Origin of the sequence: Priestia sp. JV24 (assembly GCF_025910025.1) — a bacterium.
In the GTDB taxonomy this organism is placed as follows: Bacteria; Bacillota; Bacilli; order Bacillales; family Bacillaceae_H; genus Priestia; species Priestia megaterium.
Genome location: NZ_JAPCIN010000023.1, coordinates 302344 through 324569 on the forward strand (window position 1 = coordinate 302344; position 22226 = coordinate 324569).

Below are 22226 nucleotides of genomic sequence, written 5' to 3' on the forward strand. Positions count from 1 at the left end.
TTTACGTTTATAATTGTGTATTTGATAACTAATCGTAAAGTTTGAAAAATATAATTGACAGAATTTTTTTAACATGGTAAATTATCAAATATTTGATGATAGTAAAATCCAAGGGAGATGTTCACGTCATGTATAATGTATTAGTAGCTGATTCAATTAGCAATGAAGGTCTTGCTCCACTACTTGAAGCTCCTCATGTGAATCTTACGCGAAAAAAAGTTGAAGAAGTTGAGAATGATTTGCATACGTACGATGCGCTTTTAGTACGGAGTGCTACGACGGTTACAGAGGATTTGCTGGCAAAAATGCCGAATTTAAAAATTGTTGCTCGCGCTGGAGTAGGTGTCGATAATATTGATATTGAAGCCTCAACCAAACGAGGGGTTGTCGTTATTAACGCGCCGAACGGAAATACCATTTCAACGGCGGAACATACATTTGCTATGATGGCTAGCTTGTTTCGGCATATCCCCCAAGGAAATGCTTCAGTCAAAGCGCGCGAATGGAACCGCTCAGCATTTGTTGGAACAGAGCTTAATCGCAAACACCTGGGCATTATCGGATTTGGACGAATTGGCTCAGAGCTTGCCAAACGCGCAAAAGCCTTCAATATGAGCGTTCACGTTTACGATCCTTTTTTAACCTCTTCCCGAGCTGAAAAGCTAGGCGTAGAACTATTATCCCTGGATGAATTACTAGCAGCAGCGGATGTTATTACCGTGCACACTCCACTTACCAAAGAAACAAAGGGATTGCTCAATCGTGACACGTTAGCCAAAACAAAGAAGGGTGTGTTTTTATTAAACTGCGCACGCGGCGGGATCATTGATGAAAAAGCCTTAGTTCATTATTTAGAAATTGGCCATGTTCAAGGTGCAGCTATTGACGTATTTGAAGTTGAGCCGCCGATTGATAACCCTTTGTTACATTTTGATCAAGTTATTACAACTCCCCATTTAGGAGCTTCTACAAAAGAAGCCCAGCTTAACGTTGCTGAAGACGTGGCACATGACGTTTTGCGTTTTCTAGAAGGTAATCCTGTAAGCTCATCCATTAATTTACCAACGCTTTCTAAAGAAGTTTTTGAAAAAATTCAGCCGTTTACGAGCCTTACTAAACAAATGGGAGCTATCTTATCTCAATGCATGCGAGAACCTGTTCAGCATATCTCTATCTCCTACGGAGGTACAGTGACGGATTTGGAAACCACTTATATTACACGAAGCTTATTATCAGGCTTTTTAACTCATCGTATCGACTCACCTGTTAACGAAGTCAATGCTTCTATGATTGCCAAAGAACGAGGAATTACATTTGGTGAAAAAACATCGGAAGATACGCAAGGATATTCCAATATGATTGACGTTACCGTAACAGGCGAACAGCGTACATTTACCATTACGGGCACCTATATAGCCGGCTATGGACCTCGAATTGTTAATATTGATTCGTTTGATATTGATTTTTATCCGGAAGGACATCTTCTTTATATCCGTCATAGTGATCAGCCTGGAGTTATTGGAAATGTAGGGAAAGTACTTGGAGATTTACGTATTAACATTGCTACCATGCAAGTGGGCCGTAAGCAAAAAGGCGGAGAAGCCATTATGATGCTTACGTTTGATAAACTTTTAGATGATTCTGTCATCGCTTCGTTAAAACAAACAAACGAAATTGTGACCATACAGCGTATTGAATTGTGACATTGAAAAAAAGAGCCTGAGCGGCTCTTTTTTTTATGGACTTATTTTTAACACTTGTCCTGCATTTAACATCGTATTTTCTAAATGATTCCACTTTCTTAGCTGATCCATATCTACTTCATATTTGACTGCAAGCTCAGATAATGTATCTCCTTGATGGATAAGAATACAGTTATCAGAAGTCTGATGTAACTGCTGAAAAACCGTGGCAGCTAAATCGCTTTTTACGTATGCAGATAGTTTTTGCTTGTCCAATTTGGCAAGTGGGTTTACTGCATTGGTTTTATCCGGATTCCACCTTCCTTGATGAACTTCAAAATGCAAATGTGCACCTGAAGATCGCCCTGTATTGCCAACTCGTCCAATGTTTTGACCTGCGGCTACACGATTTCCTTCTGCAACAAAACGTTCCTCTAGATGAGCATAGACCGTTTCGTATCCATTTGTTTGTTTGATAAAAACAACCTGTCCATATGTATTTGAATAATAAGAGCGGCTCACCACTCCTTTTGCAACAGCATACACCTGTGTACCAACAGGTGCTGCTATATCAATTCCAAAGTGTTTGGCGTGACGTGAACCAAATATATCAGTTAAGACTCCTTCAACCGGCCACTCCCACTGCTTCTCTTCTGCTTTTACCATTTGCCCGCCCAAAAATAAAAGACCTATACACAATCCCATTACTAATACAACCAATATTCTTCTTAACACGTCAATCATGAAGAAAGAACCTCCTATGTAGATCATTGCACACAAAACATACTATATGCCAATTCCTTCTCTTTTAGACTTGTTTATAGAAAAAACAAAGAGATGTGATTCTCCACTGAATCACATCTCTTTGTTATTCTTATTATTTCAGCCGAACAAGCTGTTATTTAGCATGTGTTTACTTTGGCAGTTTGATAAAGAAAGTTGTTCCTTCATTTAATTCACTTTCAACCGCAATGATCCCTTGATGTGCCTCCACGATATTTTTGGCGATTGCAAGCCCAAGACCAGTTCCTGACTTCCCTCTTGTTCTGGCTTTATCCGCTTTATAAAATCGTTCAAATACAAATGGAAGATCTTCTTTCGGAATGCCTGCTCCTGTATCTTGAACAGAAAGATGGATTTCGGATTGACTTTTATCAAGATGCAGCTTTACTTCTCCGTAGTCATCCGTATGACGAATAGCATTATCAATTAAGTTTGTCAGCACTTGTTCCATACGGTCTGAATCAATCATCGCCTCAAATTCATCTTCTACTTTTCCATTAAGAGACAATTTAATATGTTTTTCTTTAGCTAACCCTTGAAACTTACGCAAAACACGTTCTGTAAATTCAACCATTGCTACAGATTCTAAGTGAAGCTGCACATGTCCCGCTTCCATTCGCGCCAAATCTAAAAGTTCATTTACAAGCCGGCCCATACGGAGTGATTCATCATAAATCACCTGTGCAATTTCTTTCTTTTCTTCATCCGTACTTGCAATATCGTCAATAATAGCTTCACTATAACCTTGAAGCATAGAAATAGGTGTACGCAATTCATGAGACACGTTTGCAATAAAATCTTTTCTCGATTTATCAAGTTTACGCTCTTCAGACATATCTCGTAGTACGGCTACAGCACCGCGAATTTTCGTTTGATTATAGAGCGGTGACATTAAAATGACCCATGTTTTCCCTTGAATTTTCAATTCTGCACTTCGCTCGGTTTCAGTCTCTACTACCGTTTGAAACAAATGGACAACGTTTGCTGGAAGCTCCGGCACCTGCTGATTGTTGACATCCTGCTCATAATACCAAGTCTGAAGAAAATGCTCCGCTGGGGGGTTGGTAATTAAAATCGATCCGTCTCTACTAAACGTAATAACACCGTCTGCCATACTGCTTAAAATACTTGAAAGCTGCTCTTTTTCCTGATTAAGCGCATTGAGGTTAAACTTTAACTGCCTGCCCATTTGATTAAAAGCAATCGCTAACTCTCCAATTTCATCGTGAGTTAAAATAGGTACTTTTGTATCAAAGTTGCCTTTTGTTACTTCAAATGCCGCCTGCCTCATTTTTCTAAGAGGCGCTGTAATTCGAGTGGATAAGAAAAAAGCAAAGATAGTAGTTAAAATAATAGCAATACCTGCAGCCAATAAAATGAACTTAGTCGTATACTGAGCGGGTTCTTCAATTTCAGAAAGAGATTGATACAAATAAACGCCGCCTGTCGGTTTGTTATCTTTCATTAAAGGTACACCGACAACAAACATTAAAGGTTCATCACTCGTGTCTTTCTTTGTGGTCATGTACATTTTTTCCCGTATTACTTTACCTTTTTCAACCACTTGATTTAGCTGATCGTTTTGTTTAACAATGGCCGAAATAGCTTTCTTATTTTCTTTATCAGGATGGGTGGAATGCCAATAAAAATCTTTGTCTTGAACAATAACTACACTTGCTTGGTCTGCAAGTTCACGAGCAATGGATAGTCCTAGTTTTTCATCGTCCGTTTCCTGCACAATGGTAGAGATTTTAGCAGCTGTTTTAGTTAAACGGTTTTCTGCATCTACAACATGATAATTTTCAAAAAACTGAAGCAATAAAATAGTCAAAATAAATAAAACAAGCGTGACGAGCAATAGGATAGTAAACCATAGTTTACCAACTACACTTCTCCAAAACATCAGTTATTTTCAACCTCAAATTTATACCCTACTCCCCATACGGTTACAATCATTTTCGCCGCTTGTGACGATACACGATTTAACTTTTCACGCAAACGCTTGACGTGCGTATCTACCGTACGAAGATCTCCAAAGAAATCATAATGCCATACTTCACGCAGCAGCTGTTCTCTGTCATATACTTTATCTGGCGTTTTTGCAAGGTAGCATAATAATTCATATTCTTTTGGAGTTAAGTTAACTTCTTTTCCGTCTGCTGTAACGCGATGTGCATCATTATCAATCGTTAAGTGATCAAAGACGATAAGATTTTTCACGCTCGTTTCTGGTTGAATAAACGTTGCTTGAGAGGAACGTCGAAGCAGTGCTTTTACGCGAAGAACCACTTCTCTTGGGCTAAACGGCTTAACGATATAATCATCTGTACCTACTTCAAACCCTTGGACTCTGTTTACTTCTTCCCCTTTGGCTGTAAGCATGATAATAGGAGTTGCTTTTTTCTCCCGAATTTGTTTACAAACCTCAATACCATCTATGCCGGGCATCATTAAATCCAATACAATCAAATCATAGTCTATGTGTAACGCTTTTTCGATTGCTTCATGCCCATCTGCTGCTTCTTCAATGATGTATCCTTCTTTTTCTAAGTACATTTTTAACAATCGTCTAATGCGATCTTCATCGTCTACTAGCAGTAATCTTTGTTCGTTTTGCATGTATTTTCAACCTCCTAGTCTTAGTGTACAAAAAAAAACCAGCGAGTTCTACTTATGATACCCAAACAATGTGACAATTCGTGAACACCTTTACGAAAAACAGCTGTTTTTACCAAAAAGAGGTTGAGACGCAACGAAATCCATGCAATCTACAGCTGAATAAATAAAATAAAGAAGCTAGTAGGGATCGCTTGTTCCACGGCTATAAGCACCTACATACACGAACTTTGCGTTCACCATCTCAATGAAAAAATCCGAACGAATGAGATTCTCCATCAAGAAGCTCATTCGTTCGGATCTTTCTTCAACTAAAATATCTTCGTTTCAGGCTCTATGCTATTATTAAAGGTTACGCATATGAATGTAAACCTGCAATAATTAGGTTCACAGCCACTAAGTTGAACATAATGATGGCAAATCCGCCAACTGCCAGCCAAGCTGATTTTTCACCGTGCCACCCTTTCGACAGCCGAAGATGAAGAAAAGCGGCGTAAAATAAAAAGGTGATCAGCGCCCACACCTCTTTAGGGTCCCACCCCCAAAAACGCGTCCAGGCCATCTGAGCCCAAATCATAGCGAAAATAAGTGCTCCTAGTGTGAAAATAGGAAATCCAATCGCCACTGCTCTGTAGCTTACTTCATCAAGCAAGTCGCTGTTTACCTGTTTCACAAGCGGCTGCAGCGCAGCTCCAATTCGCTTCCGTAAAATAAGACGAATCAGCCAATATAAGACGAATCCACCAGCTAACGACCAAATGACCGTATTTAATTTTTTAGCATTGATAATAGCGGGCATATCAATAAGCGGCTGTATATCGTTCCCATCTGTCCATTCACTTTGATGCGGCCCCACTAGCGGAACCATATGATACACGGCTTGCTCTTGTTCTCCACTTTTATTAATCCAATTAAATGATGACTCGTAGTGTGCCGCATTAAAAGCCAGCGTCACCGCTACAAACCCAAGAGTACTAATAAGCGTATACAGGATGAATTCCAGCCAAAATGCTTTTTTATTTCGCTTGGATTGGTCAATCGTTTTGATTAAATAAATCAATCCTGCAACAAAGCTAATAGAAAGCACGGCTTCACCCGTAGCTGCGGTTGTAACGTGAATATGCAGCCAATTCGTTTGCAGAGCCGGTATCAGCGGCGTAATTTCAGTTGGAAACATGCTTGCATAAGCAATGATCAAAAGAGCCACCGGCAATGCAAAAAGTCCAAGCATGCTAAGACGATAAATAAAGTAAATAACAATAAATGCGCCAACAAGCATCATGCCAAAAAACGTCGTAAATTCAAATAAATTACTAACAGGAGCGTGGCCTGATGCAATCCATCTTGTAATGAAGTAGCCAATCTGTGCAATAAAGCCGATGATGGTAACCGCAATTCCAAACGTTGCCCACTTTGTTTTCTTTTGAGCTGCTCTCTTATCTCGAATAGCTCCTCCGAAAAAAAAGGTTGCAACTAAATAAGCAATAAACGCCACATACAGTAAATTACTACTTATACTCGCGTAATCCATGCTTTTTCCTCCTATTTTGTTTCTTTATCATTTTGGTCCTTCAGCTGTGTAAGGGATGTTGATTCTAATAAACCATTTAGTTCTTTTTTAAGCCCATACCAGTTTTTATTTGTATGTGCGGCCAACCATATCTCATTATTGACTTTTTGAATCCACATGCGGCGATGATTCCAATACATCCCTTGAATTACACCAATCATAAAGATGGCTCCGCCAACTCCTAAAAACCAAAGCGTATAGTCTCTGCGAACAGTTAATCCCGTTACATTTTTCGTTTCCACACCAGCAAAGGTCATTTTATAATCGTTATTTCCTAGGGGCTCCAAGTTCTCTCTAATTCCAACAAAAGCAACTTCACCTTTTTTATGCTGAGGGGTAATCATTTTAAATACAAAAGCCGGATTGTTAGGCACTCTGGTCTTTGTATTTGGATTTCCTTCATCATCAAAGAAAAAGTCTGGAAAGTAACTCATGAGCTTGACTTTATATCCGTTTTTTAGATCATATGTTTCTTTTGGATTATGTAAATCTACTGTAAGTGAACCAACGTTTCTATTTGCATTTTTATCTGTTAAATGGAAAGACATAGAGCTAAATTCATTTAACTTGAAATCCACTTGGTACATGGCATATCCTTCAAACTTAAGCGGCTGATTCACACGAATCTCTGAATCTTTTATTTTCTTTAACTTTGGATCTGCTCCCGGTATAAGCTTTCCTTCGCGCTTATACAGACTAACATCCGCTTCATATTTTTTGGCTACTTTATTATTCCCTGCACGATCAATTGCTTCTTGAAACACAGCGTTTTCGCTATCTTTATCATACATTTCAACAGTAAAACGATGGTTTTTCAAAAAATACTCTCCGTTCGTCCCAGGAATAACTTTTGTTTCACCTTCACGGATCCAAAGAACTTCATCTATATACATACCTGGTACAAACCTAAGCATAGCACCTAGTAAAAAGATAATGAGACCGATATGATTAACGTATGGACCCCATCTTGAGAAGCGTCCTTTTTCAACCAGCAGATTGCCGTTTTCTTCACGAATAGAGTATCTTCTTTTTTTAAGCATACTTTTTACATGTTCATAATCTTGATCCGTCCACGATGATGAAGTGGTATATAAACGCTGTCTTTTTAAGAAGTTTGGATGTTTTGTTACACTCTGCCTTTTTAGAGCTCGGTACAAAGGCACTACTCGATCTAAACTGCAAATGACTAACGACATTCCTAAAGCAGCAATTAAAAGCAAGTACCACCACGATTCGTAGAGATGATGAAAACCTAACTTATAATAAAGCTCTCCTGTCCATCCATATTCCTTTTGGTAATACTCATCTGCTGTCACATTAGGAGGTATGTAAGCTTCTTGAGGATAAATGGTTCCGACTGCAGACGCAACAAGCGTCACGATAATGATCCAAATACCTACTTTTACAGAAGAGAAAAAGTTCCATATTTTATCGATAACTGTTTTATTGTACGTTTGCGATCGCCTTGCGCTTCCTTCATAACGCATATCTACTAATTTATCAGTTGTTTCTTCTGCAATCGGCTTACCACAGGCTTCACACAAAATCGTACCATGCGGGTTAACGTGTCCACATTCACATTTTACGTGTTTCATTGTCAACACTCCCTATGGTTTAATTTCTTCCATATATTCTTTTATTTTAGATTCTTCCAATCCCCCAATAAAACTGTCTACAATCTTTCCGTTTTTATCAATTAAAAATGTAGTCGGCAGAGGATCTATTCCGTATGCACCCAACACTTGTGAATCTTTATCCATCAAAATCGGAAAAGATAGCTCATACTGTTTAGCAAATTGCTCTACTGCTATATTCGTTTCTGCAACGTTAACAGCTAGAATTTCGACACCTTGCTTTTTATATGATGCATACTGCTTTTCCATAGCCGGCATCTCTTGTTTACAGGGCTTGCACCATGTTCCCCAAAAATTCAAAAAAACTCCTTTGCCTTTGTAATCTGATAGCTGATGAGTTTCTCCATTAACATCTCTTAATATAAAGTCAGGTGCCTTATCTCCTACTGATACCTTTTGTTTATCAGCAAAAAATTGAGCATAAAGGGTATATCCAACCGCGCACAGCAAAACTGCCAATATAACTGTTCGAATAATCAAGCGCTTTTTTTTCATGGCATGAACTCCTTTTAACCGCTTTCAATACGCTTTTTTCTACCATTATATCATTTTTGTGGTAGTGGCTTTCCAATAATATTTCGACGTTTCTGTGAAGTCTTCCTCTCATTCTACAAGTTCGACATTTTTTCAAAAAACCTTGCTTGTTTTTCTAATTCACGACATTTTTCATAAAAAAAACAGGTAAGTGAAAATTACTTACCCGTTTGAGACATTGAATATAATTGTTTGACTTCATGCGCTGTAAGCTCACGAGCTTCTCCTGCATTTAATCCGCGTAAATCTAAAGGTCCGTAGCGTTCACGTTTTAATTTTAAGACAGAATGCCCAATTGCATCGAACATGCGACGTACTTGACGATTTTTCCCTTCATGAATCGTCAATTCCACAATCGCCGTCTGCTTGCTTTTATCAATAGAAAGAACTTTTGCACGAGCTGGTGCTGTTTTTCCGTCCTCTAGCATCACACCGCGCTGCAGCTGTCTGATTTTTTCACGACTTGGAATTCCTTTAATTTTAGCCACATACACTTTGTCCACTTCAAATTTAGGGTGCATTAGCTGATTAGCAAATTCACCGTCGTTTGTTAAAAGAAGTAAACCCGACGTATCATAGTCTAGACGTCCAATTGGATAAATTCTTTCTTCTACATGTGGAAAGAAGTCAACGACTGTTTTTCTTCCCTTGTCGTCGTTAGCAGCTGAAATTACGCCTCTTGGTTTGTATAACATAAAATAAACGGGCGCTTCGCTTTCTACAGGCACTTCGTCTACTTCAATTTTATCGTTAGGACCTACTTTCGTGCCCAATTCTCTTACAACTTTTCCATTTACTTTCACTCGGCCTTGGCCGATTAATTCTTCAGCTTTACGTCTTGATGCTACACCTGCGTGAGCAATCACTTTTTGTAATCGTTCCATTAACACTTCACCTCTTGTAACATCTTACTTGTTTACGAAGTAATACACAAGTGTATTTGCCACCCAGAGGTAGAATTTTCGATTTCTTACCGGCCAAACACAAGGATTACAATGACAACTGAGGCAATAATTCCTACCAAATCTGCCAGTAAACCAACCTTCAGCGCATCTCCCATTTTTTTAATGCCAACCGCTCCGAAATAAACCGTTAAAATATAAAATGTGGTATCTGTACTTCCCTGCATGGTCGATGCCAAACGACCGATAAAAGAATCAGGTCCGTATGTAGAAATTAGATCCGTCGTGATACCAAGAGCAGCCGTTCCAGATATTGGTTTGATAAGAGCTAAAGGTACAATTTCAGCCGGAACGCCGACTGCTTGCAGCATAGGTTTTAAAACAGATAAGAAAAAATCAAGCGCTCCTGAAGCCCGGAAAATAGAGATGCTCACTAACATGCCGACTAAGTAAGGAATGATGGAAAAAGCAATTTGTAATCCGTCTTTCCCTCCCTCTACAAACTTTTCATACGTAGGAATTTTTTTATAGGTTCCATAAAGTAAAATGCATCCTACGATAAGAGGAATAAACATCAATGATACTTGATTAAGCATAGTCATTTTCGTTTTCCTCCTTTTCGTGTACGTCGATAATAAAAGAAGCGATCAATGATGATAGCTCCTATCGTAGCTACAACAGTTGCTAAAAGCGTGGTACCGACAATTTCAGTAGGATTAGCCGAGTTATACGTAATCCGAATGGCAATAACTGTGGTTGGTATAAGTGTTAAACTGGTTGTGTTAAGTGCTAAAAGTGTGATCATAGAACGGCTTGCTTCGTCTCTATCGCCGTTTAGCTTTTTAAGCTGCTCCATCGCTTTAATGCCAAGAGGAGTTGCCGCATTCCCGAGCCCAAACATATTCGCCATCATATTGGACAATATATACCCTAAGGCCGGATGATCTTTTGGAACATCAGGAAAAAGTCTTGTAATGATGGGTCGAAACAGTTTCGCTAACTTGTCGAGAAGTCCTGCACTTTGAGCAATATTCATCATCCCTAACCAAAAGACCAGCACGCTGATTAACCCAATGCTGATGGTCACTGCTTCGCCTGCTCCTTGAAAAATTGCTTTGTTTACATCACCAATTTTTCCATTTATAATCGCAAAAACAATTCCGATAATGGTCAGCAGCATCCAAATAATATTAACCATCTGTTTTGGCTCCAGACTGAATAAACATTAATCGCTTCACTTTATCAAAAAAACCTTTTTGCTGCTCGGACTGCTTTTCGAAATAAATTGGAACACTGTCAATCGTCTCTCCACTTCTATAAATATCGAGCTTTCCTACCACATTTGGAACTTCCCCTGTTTCTTTCCACTGCTTTTTAGGCTGAATTAACGTTGTTTTTACTTCTACAGAGCTTTGTTCTTTCTTTGTGAGCGGATAGACGACATTTCGTTTAATATACAGCTGATCTTTATAGAAAGAATTTTTTATATCGGCCAATTCTCCTTTTGAAGCTAAACTGGTCATATCATATTTATCAAATGCATTTTCATACATGGAAATGTGATCGTTCCAATCATCTGGAGCATTAATCGTTACGGCAATTAAATCCATTCCATCTTTTGTAGCAGTTGTCACAAGCGTTCGTTTTGCTAATTTTGTATACCCTGTTTTTCCGCCAGTACAGTATGCATATAGTGTTGTCAGCAGTTTATTTTTGTTTTTCCACACTCGATCCCATTTCTCTTCAGGATGCTTCATTCGATAGACTTTTGTTCCTGAAATCTCTTTGAAAATTTTATTATTCATTGCATAGCGCATGAGCAGAGCCATATCGTGCGCGGTTGAGCGATGATTTTCATGATCGTCTAATCCGTGCGGATTTTGAAATGTTGTATTTGTCATGCCAATTTCTTCTGCTTTTTTATTCATCAAATAAACAAATCCATCTTCGCTTCCTCCAACGGATTCTGCGATAGCTACAGCAGCATCATTACCTGAACGAAGCATCAAGCCATATACTAAATCTTTTAATTTTATTTTTTCACCTTCAACTAAATACACAGAAGAACCTTCAACACCAACTGCGCTGTGGCTCACAGTAACTGTTTTATTTATTTTGCCAGATTCAATCGCCAGTATTGCTGTCATAATTTTTGTAATGCTAGCAATTCGGCTAACTTGATCTGCATTTTTAGCATATAACACTCTCCCTGATTTCTGTTCCATCAAAATAGCACTATGAGCACTTACGCTCCCCGCTGCAGATGATATGGAAGGCCAACCGCTGAGACATAGCAATACAATAAATAGATAGATGATACTTTTTTTGCTTCTTTTCATGTCATCCCCGTCCCTCTACCTGTTTGTACAAGTTTATGCTCGTCTTTTTTGGTTATGAATGAAAAGATTTGTCCATACAAAAAAGAACATAGAAAAAACTCTATGTTCTTTTACATTTTCACTTCATTTCTTGAAACGATTGAAAAAACAAATCTGCTTCTTGATCGGTTCCTTCTTGTAATAAATCTTCTGGAAGCGGCGGCAGCTCTTCGATACTTTTAAGGCCAAAATAGCCTAAAAATTCTTTTGTCGTTCCGTATAAGATGGCCCGCCCCGCGCCTTCCGCTCGTCCCACTTCCTTTAATAAAACTTTTCCAATTAAAGTTTGAAGAGGTCTTTCCGTTTTCACTCCGCGAATCTCTTCGATTTCAGCTCTTGTAATTGGCTGCTTATACGCTACAATAGCTAACGTTTCAAGCGCTGCTTGTGATAATGATTGATTAGCGGGAGCTTCTACGAGCTTCTCAATATATGGTGCATAGTCTTTTTTTGTGACAAGCTGATAGGCCCCTCCTATTTCAACAAGTGTAACTCCTCTGAACTTACACTCTTGCTTTAAGCTCTCCAAAGCACCTTGAATGTCTTCATGAGGCTTTTCTATAATCTCAGCTAGCCGGCTAATAGATAGACCTTCATCACCAGAAACAAAAAGCAAGCTCTCAATAATAGCCTGTAGATTATTCGTTGTCATTCCTCTTCATTCCTTTCTCGATACGATACATAAAGCTCGTCTAGATTGTGCTGCTGTTCCACAACGATTTCATTTTCTTTCATTAATTCCAGCACAGCTAAAAACGTTACAACAATATGATCACGCTCTTGATAAGGAAACAGCTGATAAAAACTTTTTTTCCCTTTAAAGGCTTTTAATTCATTCACAATTTCACTCATGCGCTTGTCAATTGGAATGTCTTGCCTTGCTATTTTCGTCTGCATAGGCTTTTTATTTTGCTTTCGTTTCATCAACTTTTGAAAAGCACTTAGCATATCATACAGTGATATATCCAATCCTTCATCCTGAGGCTGCGTACGTTCTTCTGCATTTATTTGCACATTACTTGGAGGTTTTGTATACACATGACTTTGGTCTTCTTCCAGCTTTTGAAGCTCTACAGCCGCTTCTTTAAACTTTCGATATTCAATTAAGCGCTGCATCAATTCTTCACGCGGATCTTCTTCATCGACCATTTCAATTTCATCCATATCTTCTTCATACGTAGGCAGAAGCATTTTACTTTTAATTTGAAGCAAAGTTGCTGCCATGACTAGATATTCACTGGCAACGTCTAGCTGAAGCTCATTCATTGTATGTATAAACATCATATATTGCTCAGTAATTGTCGCTACTGGGATATCGTAAATATCAATTTCAAATCGGTTAATCAAATGCAGAAGAAGATCTAAAGGTCCTTCAAACGCATCTACTTTTACACTATACTCCACTTTTATCTCACCAACACTTTTCAATTGCTTATCATTTCTGCTGCTTTATATAACGTTACTATCATTAGTATAGAGGATTATAGACACATGTCCAATACAAATTAACGTAAAAATAGGTCATTTGCCCATACAAAAAATTCAAACATACATATGATGTCAAGGTAATAAGATTTTGAAATGGCTGAAGGAGGAACTCGCATGGGTGAAAAATCTTGTGGATACGGTAGCGGTTTCGCTTTAATTGTTGTACTGTTTATTTTATTAATTATTGTTGGTTGTTCTTGCTTACGCTTCTAACCACACATATTGAATAAAAACAAACGTGTTCACCATACCTTGAGCACGTTTGTCTCTTTAAAGGCACCGCGCTGATGAATAGCTAATTTTTGTGATACACTACATATAGAGCCTTACCAGGAGGGAACAAGATTGTATTCACAAGCCTATATTGATTATTTAGTTCATTTTCATGGCGACCGGGATTACTTTGAATGTCATGAACTGCTAGAAGAACACTGGAAAAAAGACGAAAGAGGACACCGCAATATTATTTGGGTTGGCCTTATTCAAATTGCTGTTTCACTCTATCATCATCGACGCCAAAATTTCACTGGAGCCAAAAGAACGATGCAAAAGGCGCTGGCAATTTTAACGAAGGAAGAAGAAAATATTACGCAGCTTGGACTTAATTATCCTTCACTGCTTAAACTTCTTCGCAAACAATTAGCTTTAATCGATACCTATCAGCCATATAAAAGTATTAACTTGCCCATTGAAGATCCAGCATTATTACGAGCTTGCAAACAAAGAAGCACTGATAAACAGCTTGTCTGGTTATCAGCTTCTAATCTGCAAAATGATGCGATTGTTCATCGTCACAGCACGCGAGATCGGTCAGATGTGATTGCGGAAAGACAAGCGAACTTATTGGCAAAACAAAACAACAGGTAGCTTCTAGCTACCTGTTGTTTTATGATGACTAAGATGTGAAAGAAGCTTTCACACCTCACCTAATCATGCTTTTTTTTATTCATCCGCCTGACACTTTTCATAAAACGGAGCGATGATTTCACTCGGCTTAATTTGTGCAGTCGTGTACATTTCTTTAAGAGCTTTAATCATTTTTTTGCCAATACCCTGTTGGCGGTGTGAAGGGTTTACACTGACGTGTTGAACCTCAATCAAACTTTTATCGAGCATGGAAATGCCAACAATCCCAATAATATCTTCTTCTTGCTTCCAAAGATACAGCTGCCAATGTTCGTTTTGCTCATATTCTTTCATCGTTTGTTGAAGTTTTTTTAAATCTTTTTCCGTAGGTACAAACGATAGAAGACCCATGGCAATTTTTTCATAGTTTCGTTTATAGCGAATAAGCATACGATTCTCCCTCGTCCTCAAACTTTCCTACAAATTAATGCGCTGCGTTTTTTACTGCTTTTATCATACAAAATTTATAAGTAAATAGCAATATTACACAAAAGCTTGTCCTATGTCATGCGTGTATGAGAAACCTAATCTATTACGCTTTTTGAGCTGTTGCGCGAAGAAAAAACGCCGTAACCCCCTATAAAAGGTTGTTATGACGTTTTATCAGCTAATATCCATTTATAGCAGTATGCTCTTATTCTTCCCAGACTTTTACTTCTTTCATTACGTCGCCATTTTTCATTTTTAACACTGTATCAAGTCCTTCTGTTACTTTTCCAAATACAGTGTGAACACCGTTCAAATGAGGCTGTGGCTCATGAACAAGAAAGAACTGACTGCCGCCTGTGTCTTTACCAGCATGTGCCATTGATAGAGAACCCGCTTCATGTTTGTGAGGGTTTCCTTCTGTTTCACATTTAATTGAGTAGCCAGGGCCGCCAGCACCTGTACCAGTTGGGTCTCCTCCTTGAGAAACAAATCCAGGGATAACGCGGTGGAACGTTACGCCGTTGTAGAATCCTTCATTAGCTAACTTTTCAAAGTTTTCTACTGTTCCTGGTGCTTCGTTAGGAAATAAATCGATTAGAATTTTTTCGCCATTTTCCATTAGAATACTTGCTTTTTTCATATAAATGACCTCCAATATATGTATTAGTACCGCTATAGGCTCTGTTTCCCCTATCAAAGCGGCAAAACGTAAAAGTTGTAAGTGCCACCTAGAGTAGAACACTTACATTTATAAACTCACTCTATTCTACTACAAACAAGCTCATGAATTCAATGAATGCACTTCTTCACTTTCTTCTCGTAGGGCTCTAAATAAAAAATAGTAGTTGTGAGATGAAACTTTTTATAGTATCATCCGTCTAATACAGTGATAGAGATACATAGATTTCATTTCATATAGAAATCTACGCCTCTAGACTGATTTATCGGAAAATGATGAATTGACTCTGTTACTTCAGACCTGCCCGTATTATAATAGGGCAAGTATGGGATTAAAGGAGGAAAAAGGTTTGAAATTAACGATAAAAGCAATGATGGTGACATTAGGTCTTCTTCTATTCCTAACCGCACCCTTAAAAAGTTTTGCAGATGCTGCTCCGGGCGATGTTATTATTACATTAGGTCAGGACTTAACCAGCTCTCAGAAGCAACAAGTATTAAATGACCTTGATGCACCAAGCAATGCTCAAACAGTAACCGTGACAAACCAAGAAGAGCATGAATATTTAGGTGACTTTATTCCAAAGGCTACTATTGGTTCTCGTGCTATTTCATCTTCTAGTATTACCCTTGGTTCAAAAGATTCAGGTTTAAGCGTATCAACTCAAAATATTAATGGTATTACAGACGACATGTATATTAATGCTTTGATGACCGCCGGTGTTAAAGATGCAAAAATCCAGATTACCGCTCCATTTGAAGTATCTGGTACAGCTGCTTTAACAGGTATTATGAAAGCATATGAAGTTCAAACAGATCAAAAAATCCCAGAAGAAGTAAAAAAAGCAGCCAATGAAGAGATGGTCCAGACCTCTGAGCTTGGTGAAAAAATCGGTAAAGAAAAAGCAGCGCAGTTTATGGCAACGATTAAAGAAGAAATTGCCAAAGAAAATCCTCAAACAAAGGACGATTTACGCACGTTAATTCAGCGAGTGGCTGATGATTTAGGTATTAAATTAACAGATTCAGAGCTTAATACACTTGTTGATTTTTTCAATCGTTTAAAAGATATGAACATCGATTGGAATCAAGTAAAAGACCAACTTTCCGCGACAAAGGAAAAAGTAACAACATTTCTTCAGTCAGAAGAAGGCCAATCATTTCTTGATAAATTAAAGCAATTCTTTGTTGATATTATTAATGCTATTAAATCGTTATTCTCATAAAAAAAAGAGCCTCTTGAACAAGAGGCTCTTTTTTACGTTAATCACTCGTTACTTTTTTACCGTCACTTTGTATTTCACATCATTTTTTACAAGGTCTTCATACGTTTCCCGTTTTACGACTAACTGTGCTTCTCCATCTTCTACGAACACGACAGCTGGCTTTGGCAAACGATTATAGTGACTTGCCATAGAATAACCGTATGCGCCCGTACAAAACATCGCTAATAAATCATCTGGGTTTGCTTTTGGGAGTTGTACATCCCACATCAGCATATCCCCCGATTCGCAGCACTTACCCGCGATGGACACGAGCTCATCACTTTCATCATTCATTCGATTGGCAATGACCGCTTCATATTTCGCTTGATACAGCGCAGGACGGATATTGTCGTTCATTCCTCCATCAATCGCTACATATTCACGTACATTAGGTACATGCTTACGAGAACCAATTGAATACAGGGTCGTTCCAGCATCTCCTACAAGAGATCGGCCGGGCTCAATCCAAATTTCAGGAATTTCTACCTCTAACTGTTTGGACTGCTTTTTGACCTCTTCTATAATAACTTCCACATACTGCGAAACAGGAATAGGCTGATCTTCTTCCGTATAACGAATGCCAAAGCCGCCGCCTAAATTTAGTACTTGCGGAACAAATTTTATACGTTGTTTCCACTCTTTCATTTTTGCAAAAAGCTTTTGAGTCGCCATAATAAATCCGGTTGTTTCAAAAATTTGAGATCCTATATGACAGTGAATACCTAAAAGTTCTAGCCCCTTGCTATTTTGTACAAGACGCACAGCTTCGTCTGCTTGACCGTTTTGAAGATCAAACCCAAACTTCGAGTCTTCCTGCCCTGTCAAGATATAATCATGTGTATGAGCTTCAATTCCGGGTGTTAACCTGAGAAGAACAGGCATCTTTTTTTGATACTGTTCCGTTATTTCCTGAAGCAATGCAATTTCATAGAAATTATCAACTACAATGCAACCTACATCTTCTTTGACGGCCATTTCTAGTTCTGCTCGGCTTTTATTGTTTCCATGAAAATGAATACGTTCTTTCGGAAAGTCACCTGCTAAAGCCGTATACAGTTCTCCTCCCGAAACAACGTCTAACGAAAGACCTTCTTCATGAACGACTTGGACCATGGCAATTGTAGAAAAAGCTTTGCTTGCATAAGCGACCTGTGCTTTTACCCCATGCTTTTCAAATGTTTCTTTAAATCCTCTAGCACGCTGCCGAATTAAAGCCACGTCATATACGTAAAGGGGTGTTCCAAAATTTGATGCTAATTCAACCGTATCAACTCCACCAATTTCAAGATGACCCTGCTTATTTATGCGACTTGTTCCGTGTAAAAACATGTTTAGACCCCGTTCCTGTGTATAGTGTAAAAAAGACAGTTAACGGCAATTCGCTGCTAACTGTCTAAATATTTATTATTTTCCATATTTAAAACAAATCTATCACATCTTCATACAGGTTTCAACCACATATTTTGTTTAAGGTTTTGCAGGCTGGCGGTCTTTGTCCTGCGGATGTACAATACTAGGACGCGGATTTGCTCCAGGAACCGGTGTACGAATGATAATCTGCCATAAAGCCTGCGGGTTGAATGGAAGAAACGGCCACAAATAAGGCGTATTCAATGATTTTAGACGCACCATATAGAGAATGATACACGTTGTTGCAATAAGAAACCCTGGAGTATGAAAGGCCGCCACAAAAATTAACAGAAATAATCGCAGCATTTTATTTGCCACTGCTAACTCGTAGCTTGGCGTTGAAAAAGAACCAATGGACGCAATAGCTACATAAAGAATCACTTCTGGAACAAACAATCCTACATCAATGGCAATCTGTCCAATGAGTGCTGCAGCAATCAAGCCCATCGCCGTGGCAAGCGGTGTCGGCGTATGAATGGCGGCCATCCTCAGGAACTCAACCCCTAGATCGGCTAAGAAAATCTGGATAACTGTCGGAATGTTTGTTGTTTCGTTTGGCCCAATAAATTGCAATTTTGCCGGCAGCAGATCTGGTTCAAGTACAAATAACAGCCATAACGGCAATAAGAAAAGAGATGCAAGAATTCCTAAAAATCGTATCCAGCGGATAAAGGTACCGACAGAAGGAGCCTGCCTGTATTCTTCTGCATGCTGCACGTGATGAAACAGCGTAGTTGGTGTAATAATAACGCTTGGTGACGTATCGGTAATAATAATCACATGCCCTTCTAGTACATGGGCTGCTGCTGTGTCAGGGCGTTCTGTATAGCGTACCATCGGAAAAGGATTAATTCCTTGTTTGACTAAAAACTCTTCAATGGATTTGTCAGCCATAGGCAAACCATCTACATCGATAGCTTCCAGTTCATCTTTTATCAGTTTAACCAGTCCTGGATCAGCTACCCCCTTTATGTACCCAATCGCTACGTCCAGTTTCGAACGTTCGCCTACCTTCATAATTTCAAAACGAAACCTTCCGTCACGGATTCGTCTTCTCGTTAACGCTGTATTGATAATGATATTTTCAGTGTATCCATCTCTTGCTCCGCGAATCACTTTCTCTGTATCCGCTTCCTCAGGCGATCTGCCGGGATACGTACGCACATCGACTTCAAAGCCAACTTCTTCACCGTCAATTAAAACGAATAGCAGTCCTGATAAAACCGACACCATTCCATCATCCAGCGTCTTTAAAGGCTTGACTTGCTGATGAATAAGACGGTTTTCAACAATATCCTTTAGCTTTGCTCGTTCAACTTCATTATCATTAATTTGAACGAGCACTTTTGTAATTTCAATAATAAATGAACTGTCGCATAATCCTGTTACATAGTAAACATGAACTTCTCGATCCAAAATAAGTAGTTTACGCACGCCCACATCAAAACTTGTGTTCATACTAGCGTTTTCTTTGAACCACTGATCGTTTTTTTGTACCTTCGAAAAAATAGCTGTTTTCTGCTCTGCTAGCTTACCCAAACGAACCGCTCCTTTCTAAAATAAGTCTTGCTGCTTTTTCTGTAATAGGACATCCCAGTTTAACATCATCCATCCTAGCCATTTTGCCGATATCCCCTATTCCTACAACTAAGGGAATATCGAGCTGATCCAAGCAGTAAACTGTATCTCCATTAATTCGTCCGACTTCTAACTCTTGAATTCCGCTTTTATCCACGCCGTAATGCGATATTTCCCCAAAACGATCAATGGTCACATCCACTCTTGTCCATTCGCTTTGATGAGTACGTGACGCAACAGCAATCACTCCAAGAACTTCTACTTGAGGATGCTTTGCTACATGGAGCAAAGCAATTTCCCCAGGTCCTTCCTCTAAGAAACCGCTATCGTCAAACATTACAAAGACGGGATCATATGGTGCTTGAAGGATTAAATTTACCGTTTGACTACCTGTTAACGTAGTAGGGTTTCCATATGATCTCGAAATGCATCTGCCACCAACCGATTTAGCTACATGCTCAATTGCTTTGCGTGCATATTCATCGCCATCGGTTACAATAATGATCCTTCTTTTTTTCATAATCTTTTATCCTTTCGGCTTAAAGATTAACGCGATAATAAAAGCAAATAAAATAGCTGCTGAAATTCCAGCCGAGGTAAGTTCAAAAATCCCAATCCCAATCCCGATAAATCCATGGTCATCCGCTTGCTTCATCGCTCCGTGCAGCAAAGAATGACCAAAGCTTGTAATTGGAACCGTTGCTCCGGCGCCAGCAAATTCAATTAACTTATCGTAAAGACCAAATCCATCTAAAATCGCTCCTGCAACTACAAACGAACTCATAACATGCGCTGGAGTAAGCTTAGCAAGATCAAGCAGCAGCTGCCCAATAACGCAAATGATTCCTCCTACAACAAAAGCTATTACATACTCCATTGATCATCCCCCTCCCCAATATGTTCTAAGACGACGCCATGAGCAATTGTTGGAATTGACTCTTTTTGCTGAATCATCGTTGGACTTAAAAGAGCTCCTGTTGCTACCATAAACACTTTCTTTAAGTTTCCTGATTTTAATTCATTTAAAATATGCCCATACGTGACAATAGCGGAGCAGCCGCAGCCGCTTCCTCCTGCAAATACATTTTGATCAGGACGGTATACCATTAATCCGCAATCATTATGGTTGGTTGATATATCGTAGCCTTCGTCCTTGAGCAGCTGTTTTAAGATTGGACTTCCTACACCAGATAAATCTCCTGTTAAAATAAGATCATACTCGCTTGGAGCAACGTTTAAGTCTTCCAAATGTCTTTGAATGGTATCTGCAGCAGCTGGTGCCATAGCAGAACCCATGTCGTTTGCATTTTTAATTCCATAATCCATTACCCGACCAATCGTTGCAGAAGTCAGACGCACAATACCTTTTTCTTTTGAGACCAGCGCTGCCCCTGCTCCCGTAATGGTTGCCGTTGCTGTATCTGGTTTTTGTCCTCCGTACTCGGTAGGATTTCTAAATTGGCGCTCAGCCGTTGCGTTATGACTGCTCGCTGATGCAATAACACGATTAGCAAACCCTGCATCTACAAGAGCTGCTCCTGTTGCGAGCGTTTCCATTGATGTGGAGCAAGCGCCAAACATGCATAGAAATGGAATTTGGTTATGCCGCGCTACAAAATTAGCCGTTACGTTTTGATTTAATAAATCTCCAGCCAAAAACAAATCAACGTCTTCATAGGATAAATTTATTTTTTGCAAGCAGGAATCAATGGACTCCGTCATCAGTCTTCTTTCAGCCAACTCCCAGTTGTCTTCTTCACAGTGCAAATCTTTATGTGTAATATCAAATGTTTCTCCTAACGGTCCATCTGCTTCTTTTGGCCCTACTGCTGTTCCTGTCGCATTAATATAAATAGGATTTTCATAAACCCACGTTTGTTTTCCAGTTTTTCTCATAATCCCCCTCTTTTCATAGCAAATAAGTTTTAAAAAGGTAGCGAATAATTCCTACAATGTAAGCCGAAACCGTTCCAAATACAATGACGTTTCCAGCCAGCTTGAACATGTTTGTCGCAACTCCAAGAACAATTCCTTCACTTCGATGTTCAAGCGCTGCACTCGTCATGGAATTGGCAAAACCCGTAACAGGAACGGCTGAACCTGCACCTGCAAATTGACCAATACGATCATATATCCCAAACCCGGTTAAGAGCGCAGATATTAAAATAAGGGTTGCAACGGTAGGATTACCTGCATTTTTTTCATTAAAGTCAAAAAATGCAATATAGAAATTTTGAATTGCCTGTCCTAATGTACAAATGATTCCCCCTACCAAAAAGGCTTTTAGGCAATTTGCCACATATGAAGGTTTAGGCTGAAATGGTTTAATGCTTTCTTGATAGTTATCTTTTAATTTTTGATTATTTGCCATGT

24 protein-coding genes are annotated in these 22226 nt (G+C 39.0%); 4 read left to right on the top strand and 20 right to left on the bottom strand.

Features of this window, described 5'->3' with window-relative positions:
* Nucleotides 1–128: 128 nt before the first annotated feature.
* A complete protein-coding gene (serA, locus tag OK414_RS22785; protein WP_034649034.1) occupies nucleotides 129–1703 on the top strand; it encodes a phosphoglycerate dehydrogenase in 1575 nt (524 codons plus the stop codon).
* A gap of 33 nt (nucleotides 1704–1736) precedes the next feature.
* Here the strand turns inward: serA and OK414_RS22790 are convergent, their stop codons facing one another.
* The 12 genes from OK414_RS22790 to OK414_RS22845 form a co-directional block, all read right to left on the bottom strand.
* Complete coding sequence (locus OK414_RS22790) at nucleotides 1737–2426, bottom strand: peptidoglycan DD-metalloendopeptidase family protein (RefSeq protein WP_034649031.1); 690 nt, start codon at nucleotides 2424–2426, stop codon at nucleotides 1737–1739.
* A 169-nt stretch (nucleotides 2427–2595) separates the two neighbouring features.
* Nucleotides 2596–4368: an ATP-binding protein gene (locus OK414_RS22795; RefSeq protein WP_013084918.1), complete on the bottom strand. Its 1773-nt coding sequence runs from the start codon at nucleotides 4366–4368 to the stop codon at nucleotides 2596–2598.
* Nucleotides 4368–5084, bottom strand: coding sequence for a response regulator transcription factor (locus OK414_RS22800; RefSeq protein ID WP_013059051.1), 717 nt, complete (start codon nucleotides 5082–5084; stop codon nucleotides 4368–4370). The genes OK414_RS22795 and OK414_RS22800 overlap by 1 nt, the downstream gene beginning before the upstream one ends.
* A 349-nt stretch (nucleotides 5085–5433) precedes the next feature.
* Nucleotides 5434–6612 carry a c-type cytochrome biogenesis protein CcsB gene (ccsB, locus tag OK414_RS22805; protein WP_016765494.1) on the bottom strand — a complete coding sequence of 393 codons (1179 nt, stop codon included), beginning with the start codon at nucleotides 6610–6612 and terminating at the stop codon, nucleotides 5434–5436.
* 11 nt (nucleotides 6613–6623) lie between these two features.
* Complete coding sequence (locus tag OK414_RS22810) at nucleotides 6624–8246, bottom strand: cytochrome c biogenesis protein ResB (protein ID WP_034649027.1); 1623 nt, start codon at nucleotides 8244–8246, stop codon at nucleotides 6624–6626.
* 12 nt (nucleotides 8247–8258) lie between these two features.
* Entirely contained in the window at nucleotides 8259–8780 is a 522-nt protein-coding gene (gene resA / locus OK414_RS22815) for a thiol-disulfide oxidoreductase ResA (protein ID WP_013059054.1), read from the bottom strand.
* A 197-nt stretch (nucleotides 8781–8977) separates the two neighbouring features.
* Nucleotides 8978–9703, bottom strand: a complete 726-nt coding sequence (locus OK414_RS22820) for a pseudouridine synthase (RefSeq protein WP_013059055.1) — start codon at nucleotides 9701–9703, stop codon at nucleotides 8978–8980.
* An 86-nt stretch (nucleotides 9704–9789) separates the two neighbouring features.
* Nucleotides 9790–10323 (bottom strand): spore maturation protein, encoded by a 534-nt coding sequence (locus OK414_RS22825; protein WP_013084923.1) that lies wholly within the window; start codon nucleotides 10321–10323, stop codon nucleotides 9790–9792.
* On the bottom strand, nucleotides 10320–10919 hold the full coding sequence (locus OK414_RS22830; protein ID WP_013059057.1) for a nucleoside recognition domain-containing protein: 600 nt from the start codon (nucleotides 10917–10919) through the stop codon (nucleotides 10320–10322). The genes OK414_RS22825 and OK414_RS22830 overlap by 4 nt, the downstream gene beginning before the upstream one ends.
* The gene (locus OK414_RS22835) at nucleotides 10912–12060 is read right to left on the bottom strand and encodes a D-alanyl-D-alanine carboxypeptidase family protein (protein WP_034649021.1); all 1149 of its coding nucleotides are present in this window, start codon (nucleotides 12058–12060) and stop codon (nucleotides 10912–10914) included. The genes OK414_RS22830 and OK414_RS22835 overlap by 8 nt, the downstream gene beginning before the upstream one ends.
* Before the next feature lie 118 nt (nucleotides 12061–12178).
* Complete coding sequence (scpB, locus tag OK414_RS22840) at nucleotides 12179–12751, bottom strand: SMC-Scp complex subunit ScpB (RefSeq protein ID WP_016765498.1); 573 nt, start codon at nucleotides 12749–12751, stop codon at nucleotides 12179–12181.
* A complete protein-coding gene (locus OK414_RS22845; RefSeq protein WP_013059060.1) occupies nucleotides 12748–13503 on the bottom strand; it encodes a segregation/condensation protein A in 756 nt (251 codons plus the stop codon). The genes scpB and OK414_RS22845 overlap by 4 nt, the downstream gene beginning before the upstream one ends.
* 198 nt (nucleotides 13504–13701) lie before the next feature.
* Between OK414_RS22845 and OK414_RS22850 the strand changes: the two genes are divergently transcribed.
* Together OK414_RS22850 and OK414_RS22855 are read left to right on the top strand one after the other, a co-directional pair.
* Nucleotides 13702–13800: a YjcZ family sporulation protein gene (locus tag OK414_RS22850; RefSeq protein ID WP_170836726.1), complete on the top strand. Its 99-nt coding sequence runs from the start codon at nucleotides 13702–13704 to the stop codon at nucleotides 13798–13800.
* 132 nt (nucleotides 13801–13932) lie between these two features.
* The gene (locus tag OK414_RS22855; protein WP_095378787.1) at nucleotides 13933–14454 is read left to right on the top strand and encodes a DUF309 domain-containing protein; all 522 of its coding nucleotides are present in this window, start codon (nucleotides 13933–13935) and stop codon (nucleotides 14452–14454) included.
* Between the two features lie 75 nt (nucleotides 14455–14529).
* On the opposite strand, the gene OK414_RS22860 is transcribed toward OK414_RS22855, so the two are convergent.
* Nucleotides 14530–14883: a GNAT family N-acetyltransferase gene (locus tag OK414_RS22860; RefSeq protein ID WP_013059063.1), complete on the bottom strand. Its 354-nt coding sequence runs from the start codon at nucleotides 14881–14883 to the stop codon at nucleotides 14530–14532.
* A gap of 244 nt (nucleotides 14884–15127) precedes the next feature.
* Nucleotides 15128–15562 (bottom strand): peptidylprolyl isomerase, encoded by a 435-nt coding sequence (locus tag OK414_RS22865; RefSeq protein ID WP_013059064.1) that lies wholly within the window; start codon nucleotides 15560–15562, stop codon nucleotides 15128–15130.
* Nucleotides 15563–15950: 388 nt separating this feature from the next.
* On the opposite strand from OK414_RS22865, the gene OK414_RS22870 reads away from it, so the two are divergent.
* A complete protein-coding gene (locus OK414_RS22870; RefSeq protein ID WP_013059065.1) occupies nucleotides 15951–16826 on the top strand; it encodes a DUF1002 domain-containing protein in 876 nt (291 codons plus the stop codon).
* A gap of 48 nt (nucleotides 16827–16874) precedes the next feature.
* Here the strand turns inward: OK414_RS22870 and lysA are convergent, their stop codons facing one another.
* From lysA to spoVAC, 6 genes are all read right to left on the bottom strand, one after another.
* Complete coding sequence (lysA, locus tag OK414_RS22875) at nucleotides 16875–18194, bottom strand: diaminopimelate decarboxylase (RefSeq protein ID WP_016765500.1); 1320 nt, start codon at nucleotides 18192–18194, stop codon at nucleotides 16875–16877.
* 138 nt (nucleotides 18195–18332) lie between these two features.
* Entirely contained in the window at nucleotides 18333–19814 is a 1482-nt protein-coding gene (locus tag OK414_RS22880; RefSeq protein WP_034649016.1) for a spore germination protein, read from the bottom strand.
* On the bottom strand, nucleotides 19807–20373 hold the full coding sequence (locus tag OK414_RS22885; protein WP_016765502.1) for a stage V sporulation protein AE: 567 nt from the start codon (nucleotides 20371–20373) through the stop codon (nucleotides 19807–19809). Before OK414_RS22885 ends, OK414_RS22880 begins: the two co-directional genes overlap by 8 nt.
* Nucleotides 20374–20379: 6 nt before the next feature.
* Complete coding sequence (spoVAE, locus tag OK414_RS22890; RefSeq protein ID WP_016765503.1) at nucleotides 20380–20730, bottom strand: stage V sporulation protein AE; 351 nt, start codon at nucleotides 20728–20730, stop codon at nucleotides 20380–20382.
* Complete coding sequence (gene spoVAD, locus OK414_RS22895; RefSeq protein WP_013084932.1) at nucleotides 20718–21749, bottom strand: stage V sporulation protein AD; 1032 nt, start codon at nucleotides 21747–21749, stop codon at nucleotides 20718–20720. The genes spoVAE and spoVAD overlap by 13 nt, the downstream gene beginning before the upstream one ends.
* A gap of 13 nt (nucleotides 21750–21762) precedes the next feature.
* A complete protein-coding gene (gene spoVAC / locus OK414_RS22900; protein ID WP_013059071.1) occupies nucleotides 21763–22224 on the bottom strand; it encodes a stage V sporulation protein AC in 462 nt (153 codons plus the stop codon).
* Between the last annotated feature and the right edge of the window lie 2 nt (nucleotides 22225–22226).

What these genes read in the sequence shown, in the direction of transcription:
- OK414_RS22825 (WP_013084923.1), bottom strand. Translation starts at nt 10,323, where the DNA reads ATGACTATGCTTAATCAAGTATCATTGATGTTTATTCCTCTTATCGTA.
- scpB (WP_016765498.1), bottom strand. Translation starts at nt 12,751, where the DNA reads ATGACAACGAATAATCTACAGGCTATTATTGAGAGCTTGCTTTTTGTT.
- OK414_RS22860 (WP_013059063.1), bottom strand. Translation starts at nt 14,883, where the DNA reads ATGCTTATTCGCTATAAACGAAACTATGAAAAAATTGCCATGGGTCTT.
- OK414_RS22800 (WP_013059051.1), bottom strand. Translation starts at nt 5,084, where the DNA reads ATGCAAAACGAACAAAGATTACTGCTAGTAGACGATGAAGATCGCATT.
- serA (WP_034649034.1), top strand. Translation starts at nt 129, where the DNA reads ATGTATAATGTATTAGTAGCTGATTCAATTAGCAATGAAGGTCTTGCT.
- OK414_RS22850 (WP_170836726.1), top strand. Translation starts at nt 13,702, where the DNA reads ATGGGTGAAAAATCTTGTGGATACGGTAGCGGTTTCGCTTTAATTGTT.
- lysA (WP_016765500.1), bottom strand. Translation starts at nt 18,194, where the DNA reads ATGTTTTTACACGGAACAAGTCGCATAAATAAGCAGGGTCATCTTGAA.
- spoVAC (WP_013059071.1), bottom strand. Translation starts at nt 22,224, where the DNA reads ATGGCAAATAATCAAAAATTAAAAGATAACTATCAAGAAAGCATTAAA.
- spoVAD (WP_013084932.1), bottom strand. Translation starts at nt 21,749, where the DNA reads ATGAGAAAAACTGGAAAACAAACGTGGGTTTATGAAAATCCTATTTAT.
- spoVAE (WP_016765503.1), bottom strand. Translation starts at nt 20,730, where the DNA reads ATGGAGTATGTAATAGCTTTTGTTGTAGGAGGAATCATTTGCGTTATT.
- OK414_RS22820 (WP_013059055.1), bottom strand. Translation starts at nt 9,703, where the DNA reads ATGGAACGATTACAAAAAGTGATTGCTCACGCAGGTGTAGCATCAAGA.
- resA (WP_013059054.1), bottom strand. Translation starts at nt 8,780, where the DNA reads ATGAAAAAAAAGCGCTTGATTATTCGAACAGTTATATTGGCAGTTTTG.
- ccsB (WP_016765494.1), bottom strand. Translation starts at nt 6,612, where the DNA reads ATGGATTACGCGAGTATAAGTAGTAATTTACTGTATGTGGCGTTTATT.
- OK414_RS22790 (WP_034649031.1), bottom strand. Translation starts at nt 2,426, where the DNA reads ATGATTGACGTGTTAAGAAGAATATTGGTTGTATTAGTAATGGGATTG.
- OK414_RS22885 (WP_016765502.1), bottom strand. Translation starts at nt 20,373, where the DNA reads ATGAAAAAAAGAAGGATCATTATTGTAACCGATGGCGATGAATATGCA.
- OK414_RS22865 (WP_013059064.1), bottom strand. Translation starts at nt 15,562, where the DNA reads ATGAAAAAAGCAAGTATTCTAATGGAAAATGGCGAAAAAATTCTAATC.
- OK414_RS22795 (WP_013084918.1), bottom strand. Translation starts at nt 4,368, where the DNA reads ATGTTTTGGAGAAGTGTAGTTGGTAAACTATGGTTTACTATCCTATTG.
- OK414_RS22830 (WP_013059057.1), bottom strand. Translation starts at nt 10,919, where the DNA reads ATGGTTAATATTATTTGGATGCTGCTGACCATTATCGGAATTGTTTTT.
- OK414_RS22835 (WP_034649021.1), bottom strand. Translation starts at nt 12,060, where the DNA reads ATGAAAAGAAGCAAAAAAAGTATCATCTATCTATTTATTGTATTGCTA.
- OK414_RS22810 (WP_034649027.1), bottom strand. Translation starts at nt 8,246, where the DNA reads ATGAAACACGTAAAATGTGAATGTGGACACGTTAACCCGCATGGTACG.